This window comes from Armatimonadota bacterium (genome assembly GCA_031459765.1).
Lineage (GTDB): Bacteria > Sysuimicrobiota > Sysuimicrobiia > Sysuimicrobiales > Kaftiobacteriaceae > Kaftiobacterium > Kaftiobacterium secundum.
Genome location: JAVKHY010000001.1, coordinates 328,696 through 343,832, shown reverse-complemented (window position 1 = coordinate 343,832; position 15,137 = coordinate 328,696). Strand labels below are relative to the sequence as shown.

16 protein-coding genes are annotated in these 15,137 nt (G+C 69.3%); 2 read left to right on the top strand and 14 right to left on the bottom strand.

Going from position 1 to position 15,137, the window contains the following annotated elements; all coding sequences use genetic code 11:
- Nucleotides 1–2: 2 nt before the first annotated feature.
- Together QN141_01625 and QN141_01620 are read right to left on the bottom strand one after the other, a co-directional pair.
- A complete protein-coding gene (locus QN141_01625) occupies nucleotides 3–416 on the bottom strand; it encodes a Na+/H+ antiporter subunit B (GenBank protein MDR7557172.1) in 414 nt (137 codons plus the stop codon).
- On the bottom strand, nucleotides 413–2,719 hold the full coding sequence (locus QN141_01620) for a putative monovalent cation/H+ antiporter subunit A (protein ID MDR7557171.1): 2,307 nt from the start codon (nucleotides 2,717–2,719) through the stop codon (nucleotides 413–415). Before QN141_01620 ends, QN141_01625 begins: the two co-directional genes overlap by 4 nt.
- 148 nt (nucleotides 2,720–2,867) lie before the next feature.
- Between QN141_01620 and QN141_01615 the strand changes: the two genes are divergently transcribed.
- Nucleotides 2,868–3,101: a hypothetical protein gene (locus QN141_01615; protein MDR7557170.1), complete on the top strand. Its 234-nt coding sequence runs from the start codon at nucleotides 2,868–2,870 to the stop codon at nucleotides 3,099–3,101.
- A 160-nt stretch (nucleotides 3,102–3,261) separates the two neighbouring features.
- Here QN141_01615 and QN141_01610 read toward each other — a convergent pair whose 3' ends face one another.
- From QN141_01610 to QN141_01600, 3 genes are all read right to left on the bottom strand, one after another.
- Nucleotides 3,262–4,608 (bottom strand): sodium-dependent transporter, encoded by a 1,347-nt coding sequence (locus QN141_01610; protein MDR7557169.1) that lies wholly within the window; start codon nucleotides 4,606–4,608, stop codon nucleotides 3,262–3,264.
- Nucleotides 4,609–4,611: 3 nt separating this feature from the next.
- Nucleotides 4,612–5,697, bottom strand: a complete 1,086-nt coding sequence (locus QN141_01605; protein ID MDR7557168.1) for a site-2 protease family protein — start codon at nucleotides 5,695–5,697, stop codon at nucleotides 4,612–4,614.
- Between the two features lie 162 nt (nucleotides 5,698–5,859).
- The gene (locus QN141_01600; protein ID MDR7557167.1) at nucleotides 5,860–6,879 is read right to left on the bottom strand and encodes a DUF1646 family protein; all 1,020 of its coding nucleotides are present in this window, start codon (nucleotides 6,877–6,879) and stop codon (nucleotides 5,860–5,862) included.
- Nucleotides 6,880–6,981: 102 nt separating this feature from the next.
- Between QN141_01600 and QN141_01595 the strand changes: the two genes are divergently transcribed.
- Entirely contained in the window at nucleotides 6,982–7,140 is a 159-nt protein-coding gene (locus QN141_01595) for a hypothetical protein (protein MDR7557166.1), read from the top strand.
- Here QN141_01595 and QN141_01590 read toward each other — a convergent pair whose 3' ends face one another.
- The 9 genes from QN141_01590 to trpE are packed head-to-tail and all read right to left on the bottom strand — an operon-like array spanning nucleotide 7,141 to nucleotide 15,129.
- Nucleotides 7,141–7,605, bottom strand: coding sequence for an 8-oxo-dGTP diphosphatase (locus QN141_01590; GenBank protein ID MDR7557165.1), 465 nt, complete (start codon nucleotides 7,603–7,605; stop codon nucleotides 7,141–7,143). It abuts the gene before it with no gap.
- Nucleotides 7,602–8,411, bottom strand: a complete 810-nt coding sequence (trpA, locus tag QN141_01585) for a tryptophan synthase subunit alpha (protein ID MDR7557164.1) — start codon at nucleotides 8,409–8,411, stop codon at nucleotides 7,602–7,604. The genes QN141_01590 and trpA overlap by 4 nt, the downstream gene beginning before the upstream one ends.
- Entirely contained in the window at nucleotides 8,408–9,577 is a 1,170-nt protein-coding gene (gene trpB / locus QN141_01580) for a tryptophan synthase subunit beta (GenBank protein MDR7557163.1), read from the bottom strand. Before trpB ends, trpA begins: the two co-directional genes overlap by 4 nt.
- Nucleotides 9,574–10,191 (bottom strand): phosphoribosylanthranilate isomerase, encoded by a 618-nt coding sequence (locus QN141_01575; GenBank protein MDR7557162.1) that lies wholly within the window; start codon nucleotides 10,189–10,191, stop codon nucleotides 9,574–9,576. Before QN141_01575 ends, trpB begins: the two co-directional genes overlap by 4 nt.
- Nucleotides 10,192–10,199: 8 nt before the next feature.
- Nucleotides 10,200–11,243 carry a tryptophan--tRNA ligase gene (gene trpS, locus QN141_01570; GenBank protein MDR7557161.1) on the bottom strand — a complete coding sequence of 348 codons (1,044 nt, stop codon included), beginning with the start codon at nucleotides 11,241–11,243 and terminating at the stop codon, nucleotides 10,200–10,202.
- On the bottom strand, nucleotides 11,240–12,016 hold the full coding sequence (gene trpC, locus QN141_01565; protein MDR7557160.1) for an indole-3-glycerol phosphate synthase TrpC: 777 nt from the start codon (nucleotides 12,014–12,016) through the stop codon (nucleotides 11,240–11,242). The genes trpS and trpC overlap by 4 nt, the downstream gene beginning before the upstream one ends.
- Nucleotides 12,017–12,024: 8 nt before the next feature.
- Entirely contained in the window at nucleotides 12,025–13,047 is a 1,023-nt protein-coding gene (gene trpD, locus QN141_01560) for an anthranilate phosphoribosyltransferase (GenBank protein MDR7557159.1), read from the bottom strand.
- A 13-nt stretch (nucleotides 13,048–13,060) separates the two neighbouring features.
- Entirely contained in the window at nucleotides 13,061–13,660 is a 600-nt protein-coding gene (locus tag QN141_01555; GenBank protein ID MDR7557158.1) for an aminodeoxychorismate/anthranilate synthase component II, read from the bottom strand.
- A complete protein-coding gene (gene trpE / locus QN141_01550) occupies nucleotides 13,657–15,129 on the bottom strand; it encodes an anthranilate synthase component I (protein ID MDR7557157.1) in 1,473 nt (490 codons plus the stop codon). The genes QN141_01555 and trpE overlap by 4 nt, the downstream gene beginning before the upstream one ends.
- Between the last annotated feature and the right edge of the window lie 8 nt (nucleotides 15,130–15,137).

The following is a 15,137-nucleotide window of genomic DNA, read 5'->3' as shown; positions in this document are numbered from 1 at the left end:
ACCTACTCCTCCGCAAGCGATATGATGATGGTCAGCGTCGTTCCCACCACGACCAGGTAAACCCCGACGTCAAAGACCATCGGCGTCCCCACCGTGACGGGCCCGGCGCCGGGCACCGGAAGATCCCACCATCGCGCGGCGAGAAACGGCTGCCTGCGGAAGAGGCCGATCACGCCGCTCGTGACGATCACCAGCAGGCCGATGGCGACTGGAAGACGCGGGTCCACCCGCAGGAGATGGCGTGTCGCCTCAACCCCGTAGGCGATGGCATAGAGGGTGAATGCGCCCGCGGCCACGAGCCCGCCGACGAAACCGCCGCCCGGCTCGTTGTGCCCGGTCACCAAGAGAAAAAGGGAGAACAGCAGCAGCAGCGGCAGAAGGAACCGCGCGGCCGTGGAGAAGATCAGCGAGGTCACCGCCCCCGCCCCGGCGGACGCAGTTTGAGCAGCACGTACACCCCGATCCCGGCCACCGCCAGCACGACGGTCTCCCCCAGAGTGTCCAGGGCGCGAAAGTCCACCAGGATGACGTTGACGACGTTCCGGCCATGACCCAGCAGCAGGCTGTTCTCGGCGAAGTAGGCGGAAACGGCGCGTGTCGCTCCGCTCCCCGCGGCGGCCACCACGAGCAGAGTCATCAAGCCGCCGGCGGCCACCGCCACCGCCGCATCCCGGAGCCGCGCCGCAGGGTGCGAAAGCACCGCGAAACGGGGAAGGTGGTAGAAGGCCAGGACGAACAGGATCACCGTCAGGGTCTCCACCAGGAACTGCGTGATGGCCAGATCCGGCGCCCCAAAGATGAAGTAGATCAACGCCACGCCGTACCCGGTGACCCCGAGCGACGCCACGGCGCCGAGGCGGGACGGCGATCGCGCGGCCCAGGCCGCGGCCGCGATGATCAGCGCGGCGAGCACCAGCTCGTGGAACCGCGCGTCGCCCCACTCCCATCGCAAGGGACCGCCCGCCACACCGGAGCGCAGCAGCGTGTACCATCCCGTGACCGCAGCGGCAAGGACGATCAGCAGCAGGTAGTAACGGAGGTAGCCGCTTTGCAGGACGCGGGTCTGGGCCACTGCCGCCCGGTTGAGGCCGTCCAGACCGGCCTCGTACGCCCGCGCTGGTCCCCAAGGCAGCAGCCGTGTCGCGCCGTCCAGGGCCGGCCGCAGCGCGCCCTGCGCGGTGTAGATCGCAAGCCCGCCGAGAAGACCCGCGATGCTGAGGGCCAGACCGGGGTTGACGCCGTGCCAGAGCGCCAGTGAAACATCCGCCGAACCCGGCGCCACCGCTGCGGCGGCCGGTTCGACCAGCGGCTGCGCCACGGTACCGGGCGCGACACCCATGGCCAGACCAAGCGCGCCGAGCACCAGCGGACCCAGCCACAGGGTCACGGGACCGTCGTGCCTGGTGCTTGCGGGGGCGATCCGGGGGCCGACAAACGGCGCGATGCCGGAGATCACGGCGATGGCCACGTAGAGGATGCTCCAGGCCATGGTCACCGTCGTCCACGCCGCCCTCCCGCCCGGGACGTGCAGGGTCGTTTCATAGACCAGTTCCTTCCCGATGAAACCCAGAAACGGAGGGAGTCCCGCCATGGCCAGTGCAGAAAGCCCGGCGGCGAGCGCTGTCATGCGCATGACCCGACCGAGCCCCGCCAGCCCGGTGATCTCGCGGACGCCGGTCTCGTGATCCACGACCCCGGCGACGAGGAACAGGGCACCCTTGTACAGCGCGTGGGCCAGCAGGAACACCATCGCCGCCGCCGCCGCGGCCTCCGTCCCGAAGCCGAGCAGCATCGTGAGCAGACCCAGCGCGCTCACGGTGGAGTAGGCCAGGATCCGCTTCAGGTCAACCTGCATCATGGCCAGCACCGCGCCCGTGATCATCGTCGCCGCGCCAATCGTCGTCACCGAGGACGACCACCCCTCCATACCGGCGAACAGCGGGTTGAGCCGGGCCAGCAGGTAGACGCCCGCCTTGACCATCGTCGCCGAGTGGAGGTAGGCGCTGACCGGCGTGGGTGCCTCCATCGCGTTGGGCAGCCAGAAGTGAAACGGGACCTGGGCGGATTTGGTGAAGGCGCCGACCAGAATGAGCAGCATCGCCGGCCGAGCCAGGGGTTGGCCGCGAACCGTCTCCCCGCGCGCCAGGATGGTGGAAAGCTCGAAGCTGCCCGCAACCGACCCGAGCATGAGGACGCCGGCCAGCAGGGCCAGGCCGCCCAGGCCGGTGACGAGCAGGGCCTGCAGCGCGGCGGCGCGCGCCGCTGGCCGCTCGTGGTCGAAGCCGATGAGCAGGTACGAACTCAGGCTGGTTAGTTCCCAAAAGACGAACAGCGCGATGACATCGTCCGCCAGCACCAGGCCGAGCATCGACGCCATGAACATCAGCATGAAGGCGTAGAACCGGTGCCGGTGCGGATGCCCGGCCAGGTACCCCCCCGAATAGATCACGATGAGACTGCCGATGCCGGTGATGAGCAGGGCGAAGAGCAAGCTCAGCCCGTCAAGGTATAAGGAAAGGCCGACGTCAAGCGCGGGTACCCAGGAGAAACGGGCGAACTGCGGCCTGCCCTCGGTGATCATGGGAAGCTGCAGTCCGAGGTAGATCGCAAGCGCGACCGGCAGGAATGAGAGCAACCACCCGGCAGTGCGCCCCCACCACCGCGCCAGCCACGGGGCGGCAGCGGCGAGAATGAACCCGGAGAGGACGACCGTAGCCAGACCCATCTCATTCAGGTTCGTCAGGGGAATGGCAAGGACATGCTATGTGTCATTATGCACGCTGCGGAGGGGCTCCTCTCATTAACCTGCCGCGCTCGGCGAGGAGCGATGACGACGCAGGAGCTTGTGCCCCTCCACGACCAGCAAGATGGTGCAAGCCGCGGCGATCATCTTCGGCCACATCGCAGGGGGGATCGGCTCCAGGCGCAGCACGAACTGCGTCGGTGCCAGGTACCACGGAGAGGCCTTCGGGGATCGCGGAGACCGCGAGCGCGACGGCTACGAGGAACATCTCGGACGCCGACTCCCCTCGAAGGACGCCGACCCCGAAGGCGGCCAGCGCCGACGCCGCGACCGCGATGCCGATCCCCCGGTGTCGTGACCGAGGACCCGGTGACCGCATCTGAGAACACGCCCAGGAAATCGCGCTGATGCTCAAGCAGATGGTGCGCCAGATTCCATTGTCGAATGCGGCCGGGCCGTCGGCATCAACCTCCACGAGCGCCGCGCCGACGAGGCGGAGGCCGTAGCGGAGAGCCCGCTCAGCGAACGCCGAGCAGCCCCGCCAGCAGGATGAGGCCGACCGCCACCGGGATGATCAGGCGCACGCTCGCCGCCCACAATCCGGAGGGGCGAAAGGAGACGGCGCCCCGGCGGAGTTCGACAAGGGCCGGCCGCGTGCCCCAGATCCAGCCGACGAAGATCGCCGTACACAGGCCGCCCAGGGGCAACAGGAGATCCGAGGCCAGTCCGTCGACGACCGTCAGGAAGTCCCGGCCGCGTACCGCGATCGGCACCGCCGCCGGCGAGAGCGCCGAGGGAATGCCGGCGAGGAAGATTGCAATCGTGGCGGAGGCAACGGCCACCTGACGGGTCCACTTCTGGCCCTGAACGAGGAAGGCCACGACCACCTCGAGCAGTGAGATCGCCGAGGTCAAGGCCGCCACAGCCACCATCGCAAAGAACACCACGTTAAGCAGTCGCCCGAGTGGCATCTCGTTCAGCACTCCCGGCAGCGTGACGAAGAGCAGTCCCGGACCGCCCTCCACCGGCCGATCAAAAGCGAACAGGGCCGGGATGACGATCAAGGCGGAGAGGAGGGCGATGCCGGCATCGGCGGTCGCGACGTAGAGCGCGCTGCGGGGAATGTCCTCGTCCGCCTCCAGGTAGCTGCCGTAGGTGATCATCACCCCCATCCCCAGACCGAAGCTGAAGAAGACCTGGCCCATGGCCCGCAGCAGCGTCTGCCAGGTGATCTCTGCCCAGCGCGGCTGAATTAGCCAGGCAGCACCGGTCAAGGCATTTTCCCAGCTCAGCACCCGCAACGCCAGGATGCCGAGCATGAGAATCAGCCCGGGCATCAAAATCTTCGCCCAGCGCTCGATTCCACGCTGGACTCCGCTGATCACCACCACGGCCGTGATCACGAGGAACGCGCCGTGCCAGGCCACCGGATGCCAAGGGTGCCCGGCCAGGCGCGCATAGGCGTGGCCGAGGCCAGCCGGATCGAGCCCGGCGAGATCCCCGGACGCGGCCAGGCCCACGTAGGCCAGCACCCACCCCGCGATCACCGAGTAATACGATAGAATGAGGAAGGCGGCGGCAACACTCAGAGCCCCGACCGCACCCCACAGGGATCGCGGGCGCAGGGTGAGGAAGGCGTCCACGGGGTTGCGGTGGGTGTGTCGCCCCAGCACCAGCTCCGCGATCAGCCCCGGAATCCCCACCACGAGGATCAAGACGAGAAAGAGCAGGACGAAGGCGCCGCCGCCATTGTCCGCAGCCATCGAGGGGAAGCGCCAGATGTTACCTAGCCCGACGGCCGAGCCGGCCGTGGCCAGCACGAAGCCGACGCGCGATCCCCAGCGCTCGGTGGCACCGCGACCCACGGGCTATCCAGGCGCCATTTCCAGGGCCGCCTGCACCGCGACGAACTCGCCGATGTTCTCCATGGTCACCAGGCCGACCAGCCGCCCGCCGTGGATCACCGGAGCGGTGCGGATCTGGCCCTGCTGCAGGCGGGCGAAGGCCAGATCCAGCATCTCGTGGGAGTCCACCGAGTAGAACTCGCGACGCATCACCTCGGCGACCGCGGCCTCATGCCGCTGCCCGGCCAGAGCGGCCAGCAGGTCGGCGCGCAGGAGCAGGCCGACCACCCGGTCCGCCTCGACCACGGGAAAGTCCTGCTGCGTGCCGGCCAGCAGCACCTCGGCCGCCCGCCGCAACGAGTCCTCCGGAGCCAGCGTGCGGAAATCCGTGATCATCGCCCGCCGCACGGGAATGCCGCTCAGGGCGCTGCGTACCTGGACCAGACTCGCCTCCTGGGCGGCGCCGATCCAGACGAACAGCGCGATGAAGAGCAGGAACGGGTTGGTAAAGAACCCGACGAAGCCGAAGAGGAACGCCATCCCCTGCCCCAGCGCCGCGGCGATCTGCGTGGCGCGCGTGTACTCCATCCGCGTCGCCAGCAGCGCGCGCACAATCCGGCCCCCGTCCATGGGAAAGGCGGGCAGCAGATTGAAGACCACCAGGATGAGGTTGAGGATCATCAGCCGTTCCAGGAACGGTCCCTGGGTCATGGTGATCCCGGAGACGGGTTCGACTCCGCCGGCGATCGTCAGCCAGAGGAAGAGGAGGAGGGCGATGACGACGTTGACGGCAGGCCCCGCCGCTGCCACCCATAGTTCCTGCAGCGGCTCCTCGGGCATCCGTTCCAGCCGGGCCACGCCGCCGATCGGCAGCAGGGTAATGTCCCGGGTGCGGATCCCGTAGCGCCGCGCCGTCAGGGCGTGCCCCAGTTCGTGGAGCACGACGCAGGCGAACAGGGCCAAGATGAAGATCACAGCCGCGGCGGCGGCCAGGAAGTCGCGACCCTGGGCCCAGTGGGTGACGGCAACCCAGGCGATCAAGATGAAGAATGTGGCGTGGACGTAGACGGCGATCCCCGCCACGGTCCCCAGTCGCCAGGCCCACTTCATGGTCGCCACCTCCTCGACTGCGGCCGCCTATGGCCGTTGCTGAAGTTATAGAAGGTCCACAGGCGTTCCTCCGCTCCCGTCGCCCGGCGGCGGTGTTCCCGGAGGGCGTGGCCGTCCACCCAAGGACGGACCGAGGATCCGGAAGACGGGTCACCTTCCGCGTCAGAGGAGAAACAGCGCGGCAAAGTACATCAGCAGAAGGGCCAGCCCCAATGGCACTCCCCAGCACGCCCAGGTCCGGCTGCGGATCTTCAGTCTGTTCGCGGCGATGATGTTGGGGATGTTGCCGGGGATGAGCATGCCGCCGCTGATCAGCAGCCCCATCAACACGGCCCGCACCTGTAGTGGCGACATCCGCGGACTGATCTCCGCCGCGGTGAGGGTGGCGTTGTCCAGGATGGCCGAGACCATGTTGATCCAGTACAGCAGGCGGGCGTCGAGGTGAATGACGAACCGGTCGATCAGCGGTCTGAATCCTTCCCCCAGCAGTGTCAGGGCCATGACGAACAGGAAGACCCGCAGCGCCCGGCCGACGACCGTCCGGTAGGTCTCCTCCACAACCGCCTCCTGGAGACTGGAACCCCGGTAGCGCAGGGGTAACAGCGCGGCGGCGGCGCCCAGTGCGACAATGCCCGGAATCACCCACGGCCCGAGCAGCTGCATCAGGAACCAGAACTCCTCACCGAGTTTGGCCGTGGCGATTGTGGAGAGCGGTTCGCCGATCGGAGTGAGCGCCGCGCCCAGGCCGATGGCCATGCAGGCCAGGACCACCAGTCGCGTCTCGTCTTCCTCCCGAAACCGCATCGCCCCGATCAGCTCCACCAGGACCAGGGAGGCGATGATCACCGTGATCACGCTGCTGATCAGGGCCAGCGCCGTGACCAGAACGGCGACGACCAGCCGCATGGGCAGCACCGTGCGCAGCCGGACCAGCAGGTCGGCGACGGACCCGCGCAGCCGGTGGAAGGCCAGCCCGGAGACGAAGACGGCGATGGTGATCGGAATGGGATCGGTGAGGGCGGCGCGGATGAGGTGTCCGTCCAGGACCCGCGCCGCGACCGCGGCAACCAGACCCATGACGAACAGGAACGCCTCGAGGTTCCGCTCCACCCAACGGGAGACCAGCGGAAGGATCAGGACGGCCAGAAGGATGAGGAGATCGGCGACGATGACGACGTCCACAACGGGCTCATTATATCGAATCCGGCCTCCGCTGGATTGCCTGCGGCCGTCCTCCGGGCGTACGCTCGACCGGGAGGATCGCGCCGACGAAAGGAGACCGCGATGAGATCCGACGGCGGAACCAGGATCCGTGTGGAGACCACGGGGCCCCTCTGGTTCATCGGGTGGCTGTTCACCATCGCCTTCGCCCAGCTGGTCTGGTGGAAGGCCATCCTGGCGCTCATCTTCTGGCCCTACTACCTGGGCCTGGTGTTGAGGTAGCTACGGACCGAGGATCTCAAGGCGCTGCGGCTCGACGGCGTCGTCGGTCGCGTAGTGGATGCGGACGACGGTGATGCCGTCCTCGTTGAGGATGCGGGGGAGGATTACGGGCAGGTCGGCCGGCGTGTGCAGGGAGGCGATCTGCTCGGCGTCCACCCAGCGCAGGTCGCCTTCGGGGGAGGGGGCCAGCGGGCCGTCGGGCGCCGGCGCGGTGAAGACGTAGATGATCCACACGTCCCCCGTGGCCTGCACCGTGACCACGAGCAGGCCGCGCAGGTCCGGGGACGGGATCGTCAGCCCGGTCTCTTCTCTGACCTCGCGCACACAGGCGGCAAAGGGAGTTTCGCCCGGTTCGATCTTGCCGCCGATCCCGTTCCACATCCCGGCGTTCGGGGATCGGCGGCGGTGCAGCAGCAACACCTGGCGGCCGCGGTGCAGGAAGCACAGCGTCCGCTGGGAGATCACGGCGCGGCCTTTCCCCCCGGAGGGCCGTCCAGAGCCCGGCGCAGCGAGGCGGCCAGCTCACGGGCTCGGGCCGGACCGTCGGACCGCTCCAGCAGGGCCACAATCGCACTACCCACAATCACCCCATCCGCCACCGCCCCCACTTCGCGCGCCTGCTCCGGCGTACTGACCCCGAAGCCGACGCAGATCGGAAGGCGCGTCCTGGCGCGGATCCGGGCCACAAGGTCGGGGAGGTCTCCGGACAGCCGGTCCCGCATCCCGGTGATCCCGGTCAGCGAGACGCAGTAGACGAATCCTGTGCACCGCTCCGCGACCAGCCGGATCCGCTCGTCGGTACTGGTCGGCGCCAGGAGGAAGATCGTATCCAACCCACACTGCCGGGCCGGAGCGAGCAGCTCATCCGCCTCATCGGAGGGCAGATCCGGCACCACCACGCCGTCCACGCCCCGGCGGACGGCCTCGACGCAGAAGGACGCCGGTCCGAACTGCAGGATCGGATTGTAGTACGACAAAAGGACGACGGGAATGTCCATCCGCCGGCGCAACTCGCCCACCAGCGTGAGCACGTCGGTCAGCCGGGTCCCCGCGGCCAGGGCCCGCTGGTAGGCACGCTGGTTCGTCGGTCCGTCGGCGACGGGATCGGAGAACGGGACGCCCAGCTCGATCAGATCCGCTCCCGCGTCAACGAGCATCTCGACCACACGCGCCGTGGTGTGCAGGTCGGGATCGCCCGCCACGATGAAGGGGATGAAAGCCGGGCGACGCCGCAGGCGCAGCCTCTCGAAGGTTGCGCCGATGCGGCTCATCCCTGCTCCAGGCGCGCGACATGCTGGACGTCTTTGTCGCCCCGCCCGGACAGACCGAGCACAACGGTCTGCTCCCGCCCCATCCTGGGCGCCAGCAGGCGCAGGTAGGCGACGGCGTGGGCGGGTTCCAGGGCCGGGATGATGCCTTCCGTCCGGGCCAGCAGGCGGAACCCCTCCAGCGCCTCGTCGTCCGTCACCGCGACGTACTCGGCGCGTCCGGCATCTTTGAAGTAACTGTGCTCCGGTCCCACGCCCGGATAGTCCAGTCCCGCCGAGACGGAGTGCGTCCCGCGGACCTGCCCGCCCTCGTCCTGCAGCAGATAGGAATACGCCCCGTGGAGCACCCCGGGACGGCCGGCCACCAGCGTCGCCGCGTGGTGCATCGTCGGGATCCCCAGACCGCCGGCTTCCACGCCGATCATCCGCACCGTCGGGTCCTCCCGGAAGGGGTGAAACAGCCCCATGGCATTGCTGCCTCCCCCCACGCAGGCCACCAGGCAATCGGGCAGGCGGCCGGTTTCCTGGAGCATCTGGGCCCGGGTCTCGCGGCCGATCACGGACTGGAAATCGCGCACCATCGTCGGATACGGGTGCGGGCCGACCACCGAGCCGATGACGTAGAAGGTGGTGGCCACGTTGGTCACCCAATCCCGCAGCGCCTCGTTGATGGCGTCCTTCAGGGTCCTGGTGCCGCTCTCCACGGGGTGGACCTCCGCGCCGAGCAGCTGCATCCGGTAGACGTTGAGTTCCTGTCGCGCCATGTCCTCGGCGCCCATGTAGATCTCGCAGGCCAGCCCGAAGATCGCCGCGGCCGTGGCCGTGGCCACGCCGTGCTGGCCGGCGCCGGTCTCGGCGATGACGCGCCGCTTCCCCATGGCGCGGGCCAGGAGGACCTGCCCCATCGTGTTGTTGATCTTGTGGGCCCCGGTGTGCAACAGATCTTCCCGTTTGAGGAAGATGCGCGGACCGCCCAGGAAACGGGTCAGGCGTTCGGCGTAGTACAGGGGCGTGGGCCGGCCGCAGTAGCGGGTCAGGTAGCGGTCGAGCTCGGCCTGGAAAGCGGCGTCGGCGGCGGCGCGGCGGTAGGCGTCTTCCAACTCGACGAGCGCGGGAATCACGGTCTCCGGCACGAACCGTCCGCCGTACTTCCCGAAGCGGCCCTTCATCGGGCGTCGTCCCAGAGGCGAACGCGGCGGATGAACTCTCTGATCTTGGCCGGATCTTTGCGTCCGTCGGTCTCCACCCCGCTGCTCACGTCCACGCCGTAGGGCCGGACGATCTCCAGGGCCTCCCCGACGTTCTCGGCCGTGAGTCCGCCGGCCAGGATGAGCGGGGCGGGGGCGCGCAGGCCCGCGGCGAGGGCCCAGGGGAAGGGCTTCCCCGTCCCGCCGGCGAGGTTGGGCTCGAAGCTGTCCAGCAGGAAGCCGGCGACGCGATACTCGCCCAGGGCCGCCCCCGATGTCCGGTCGCGCATCCGAACGGCCTTGATCACGGGCAGGCCCAGCGCGGCGCAGTACCGGGGCGACTCGCTGCCGTGGAGCTGGACCAGATCGAGGGGGACGGAGGCGGCCACCTCCCGGATGCGGGCGGGATCCTCGTCGACGAACACCCCCACCCTCGTCACGAAGGGGGGCAGCGCCGCGACAATGGCGCGCGCCTGGTCCACGGTGACCTGCCGCCGGCCGGGCGCGAAGACCAGGCCGATGGCATCCGCCCCCGCCTCGGCCGCCGCCACGGCCGCGGAGGCGGAACGGATCCCGCAGATCTTGACCCTGACCACCGGACCTCCTAGCCGAAGTAGTTCATGCGCATGGCGTCCCGGACCATGGCCATCGTTTCCTGGGCGATGGCCCGCGCCCGCCGGCTGCCCTCGATGATGATCTCGTCCACCTGGCGAAGCGCATACTGCGCCCGCCGGGCGCGAATCGGTTCCAGGAAGCCGTTCAGCGCCGCGGCCAGCCTCCGTTTCACCTCCACATCCCCGACCGTCCCCTGGCGGTAGCGGGCCTTGAGCTCCTCGACCTCGGCCCGGTCGGGGTTGAAGGCGTCGTGGTAGATGAAGACGGGGTTCCCCTCGACGTGGCCGGGATCGGTGGGGTGGATGCGCGTCGGATCGGTGTACATGCTCATCACCTTCCGCGTCACCGTTTCGGGATCGTCGGCGAGAAAGATGGCGTTCCCGAGGGACTTGCTCATCTTGGCTTTCCCGTCGATGCCCGGCAGGGTGCCGACCTCGCCGATCAACGTCTGCGGCTCGGGGAACACCGGGCGGAACAGCTCGTTGAACCGTCGGGCGATCTCCCGGGTCACCTCCAGATGCGAGGCCTGGTCCTTGCCCACGGGCACAATCTCGCCGCGGACGATGAGGATGTCCGCCGCCTGCAGCACCGGGTAGGCCAGCAGCCCCAGGGACGGCTGCGCAATGTGCAGGTCGCGCATCACCTCCTTCAACGTCGGCACGCGCTGCAACCGCGGCACCGTGACCAGCATGGAGAAAATGAGCTGCAGCTCGGCGGTCTGAGGAACCAGCGACTGCAGGACGATGGTCGATCGGCCGGGATCGATGCCCACGCTGAGGTAGTCCAGGACAATCTCCCGGATGTTGTCGCGGATCTCCTCCAGGTGCTCCAGCCGCGTGGTCAACAGGTGCAGGTCGGCCAGCAGGAAGAAACAGTCGTAGTCGTCCTGCAGCTTCACCCGGTTGGCCAGCGTTCCCACATAGTGGCCCAGGTGGAGCCTCCCCGTGGGCCGGTCGCCGGTGAGCAGGCGGCCCTTCTTTTCAGGACCGGCGGGGCGCTCCGCGACCGGCGCGGTGTCCGTCTTCGTCGTCATTGCTCCCCCCTCAGGGTCCGCAGCGCAGCACCGGGATCGGGGCTGCGCATCAGGTTGGTCCCCACCAGAATGGCGTCCACGCCCAGGCGCATCACCGCCTCCACCTCCGCCCGGCTGGCGAACCCGCTCTCGCTGACCACGACCACTCCCGGCGGGATAAGCGGCCGCAGCCGGGCCGTGGTCTCCAGATCTACCTCCAGTGTACGCAGATCCCGGTTGTTGATGCCGATCGCCTCGGCGCCGGCCTCGAGGGCGACGGCCACCTCCCGGGCGGTGTGAACCTCCACCAGGGCGTCGAGCCCGCGCCGGCGGGCGTGCTCCAGGTAGGCCCGCAGCCGTCGCCCGGGCGTGGCTGCGGCGATCAACAACACGGCGGCGGCCCCGGCGGCGCGGGCCTCGTCGATCTGGTAGGGATCGACGATAAACTCCTTGCACAGCACCGGCAGCCGCGTGGACCGCGCCACCCGCCCCAGGGCCTCCCACGACCCGCGGAAATACTTCGCGTCGGTGAGCACCGACAGCGCCGCGGCGCCGCCGGCCTCGTACGCGGCGGCCACGGCCACCGGATCGTACGCCGCGCGGATCGTCCCCGCCGAAGGCGACGCCCCCTTGATCTCGGCGATCACGGCCAGACCCCGCCCTCTCAGGGCGCCCAGGAAGTCCGGCGGCGCAGGGGCCGTCGCGGCGGCGGCGGCCACCTCGCGCGGCGAGCGTACCGCCGCTCGCCGCAGGACCTCTTGCTGTTTATAGGCAAGGATCTCGTCCAGGATCATGCTGCTGTTCAAGAGACGGCCGCTCTGCTGTGCGCCCGCAGGGCCTCCAGTTTTTCGTACGCCGCACCCGAGGTCACCGCCCGGCGGGCCAGGGCCACCCCTTCGGCCCAGCTGTCGGCGAGGCCCGCGGTCATCAGGGCGGCGCCGGCGTTGGCCAGCACGATGTCCGTCCGCGGGCCGTCCTCTCCCCGCAGGACGGCCGTCGCGATCGCCGCGTTCTCCTCCGGCGATCCACCGCCGATGTCGGCCGGCTTCGCCGGCGGCACCCCGAGATCGTCGGGGGTGACGGTGTAGGTGCGCACCTGACCGTCCCGCAGCTCCGAAACCCGGGTCGGCCCGAGGGTGGAGACCTCGTCGATCCCGTCCAGCCCGTGGACGACGAGGGCGCGGCGGGCCCCCATCTCACCCAGCACCCGGGCCATGATTTCTGTCAGGGACGGATCGTACGTGCCTACGACCAGGTAAGCCGCGTCCGCCGGATTGGTCAGCGGCCCGAGGATATTGAACACGGTGCGGATGGCGATCTCCCGGCGCGGGGCCACGGCGTGCTTCATCGCCGCGTGGTAGATCGGCGCAAACAGGAAGCCGATGCCGATGTCCTCGATGGCGCGCCGCGCCACCTCCGGAGGCACCTGGACCGGCACCCCCAGGGCTTCGAGGACGTCCGCGGCGCCGCAGAGGCGCGAAACGGCACGGTTGCCGTGTTTGGCCACATACCCGCCCGCGGCGGCAACGACGAAGGCGCTGGTCGTGGAGATGTTGAAGGTGCTCAGGCGGTCGCCGCCGGTGCCGACGATGTCGATCAGCGCCGATGCGCTGGGCGTGATCCGCCGGGCGCGCTCCCGCATGGCCCGGGCGAATCCGGCGATCTCCTCCACCGTCTCGCCCTTCATGCGCAGCGCCGTGATCAGGGCGGCGATCTGCGCAGGCGTGGCCTGTCCGTCCATCACCCGGCCCATGGCCCCGTGGGCCTCGGCCTCGGTGAGGTGCTCCCGCCCTACCACCTTGCGGATCGCATCCTTGATCTCCACGACGCCCGCCTCCTCAACTCCTCCTCGACGGCGCGACCGGCGGCACCCCGGCCAGCTCCAGGAAGTTCCGCAGCAGCTGCCGGCCCGGCGTGGTGAGGACCGATTCGGGATGAAACTGCACCCCCTCCACCAGAACCTCGCGGTGGCGCACGCCCATGATGGTCCCGTCGGCCAGTTCCGCCGACACCTCCAGGACCCCGGGCAGCGACGCGCGCTCGATGACCAGGGAGTGATAGCGGGTGCCCCAGAGCGGGTTGGGGAGACCGCGGAAAATGGTCTGGCCGTCGTGGCGCACCTCCGAGACCTTGCCGTGCACCGGGACGGGGGCCCGGACGACCTGCCCGCCGAAGGCCGCGCCGATGGCCTGATGCCCGAGGCAGACGCCCAGGATGGGCACCGTACCGGCCAGCGCCCGGATCAGCGGCACGGAGACGCCGGCCTCGGCCGGCGTGCAGGGCCCCGGAGAGATCACCACCGCCTGTGGCCTCAGCCGGGCGACCTCGCCCGGCCGGACCTGATCGTTGCGGAACACGCGGATCTCCCCGGCCATCTCCCCGAGGTACTGCACGAGGTTGTAGGTGAAGGAGTCGTAGTTGTCGATCACAATGATCACGGGCGCACCCTCCCCACACGCTCGATGGCCCGGACCAGCGCCTTGGCTTTGCTCACCGTCTCGACGTACTCGCGTTCGGGCACCGAGTCGGCGACGATCCCGGCGCCGGCCTGGAGGTAGGCCCGCTCGCCCGTGGCGACGATGGTGCGGATGGTGATCGCGGTGTCCATGTTCCCCGAAAAGCCGAGATACCCGACGGCCCCCGCGTACGGCCCGCGCGCCACCGGCTCGAGCTCGTCGATGATTTCCATGGCCCGCACCTTGGGCGCCCCGGTCACCGTGCCGGCCGGGAAACAGGCCCGCAGCACATCCACCGCGTCCAGGCCCGCCCGCAGGCGGCCCTGGACGTCCGAGACGATGTGCATCACGTGGCTGAACCGCTCCACGCTCATCAGGTCGGTAACGCGGACCGTCCCGTACGCACAGACCCGCCCCAGATCGTTGCGCCCCAGGTCCACCAGCATCACGTGCTCGGCGCGCTCCTTCTCGTCGGCCAGCAACTGCGCCTCCATCGTCAGGTCCTCGGCCTCCGTCGCCCCGCGCGGCCGCGTCCCGGCCAGCGGCCGCGTCTCGACCACGCCGTTCTCCAGGCGGACCAGCAGTTCGGGGGAAGAACCGATGACCTTCACCCCCGCGAAGTCCAGGAAAAACATGTACGGCGATGGGTTCACCGTGCGCAGGGCGCGGTAGATCTCCAGGCCGTCCACGCCCTCCAGGCCCATCGAGAACCGCCGCGACAGCACCACCTGGAAGACATCGCCGGCCCGGATGTACTCCTTGGCCCGCTCCACGGCGCTGAGGAATCCGGCCACCGGCATGTCCGTGTCCATCACCGGCTGCACCCGTCCCGCGCCCTGCGGAGGGATCAGCGGCGCCCGCAGCCGCTCGTAGAGGCGCTGGACCTTCTCCACCGCCGCGCGGTAGGCGGCGCCGCCGTCGTCGTCCACCAGGGCGTTGGCCACAATCTTCATCGTGTGCCGCACGTGGTCGAAGATCACCACCGTGTCGGTCACAGCCAGGTAGCAGGTGGGCAGGGCCAGGTCATCCGGCGGCCGGTGGGGCAGCCGCTCCCACGACCGCACCAGGTCGTAGCCGAAGTAGCCCACCGCCCCGCCGGAAAAGCGCGGCAGCCCCGGATCGGCAACCAGACGGTGGCGGCTCAGGATCTCCCGGACCACCTCCAGCACATCGGCCGTCTTCCGGTCCACGCGCCCGCCCTGGCGGAGTTCGACCTGCTCCCCCTGCGAGATGACGAGCAGCGTCGGCCCCGCGCCGATGAAGGAGTATCGGCCGATGCGCTCGCCGCCCTCCACGCTCTCCAGCAGGAAGGCGTGGCCCTGATCGCGCACCTTGAGGAACACCGAGATCGGCGTCTCCAGGTCCGCGGGCAGCTCGCAGGAGACCGGGATCAGGTTCCCCGACCGGGTTCGGCTCAAGAATTCCGTCTTGCTCGGAGCGATGTCCAGCACCAGGCCAC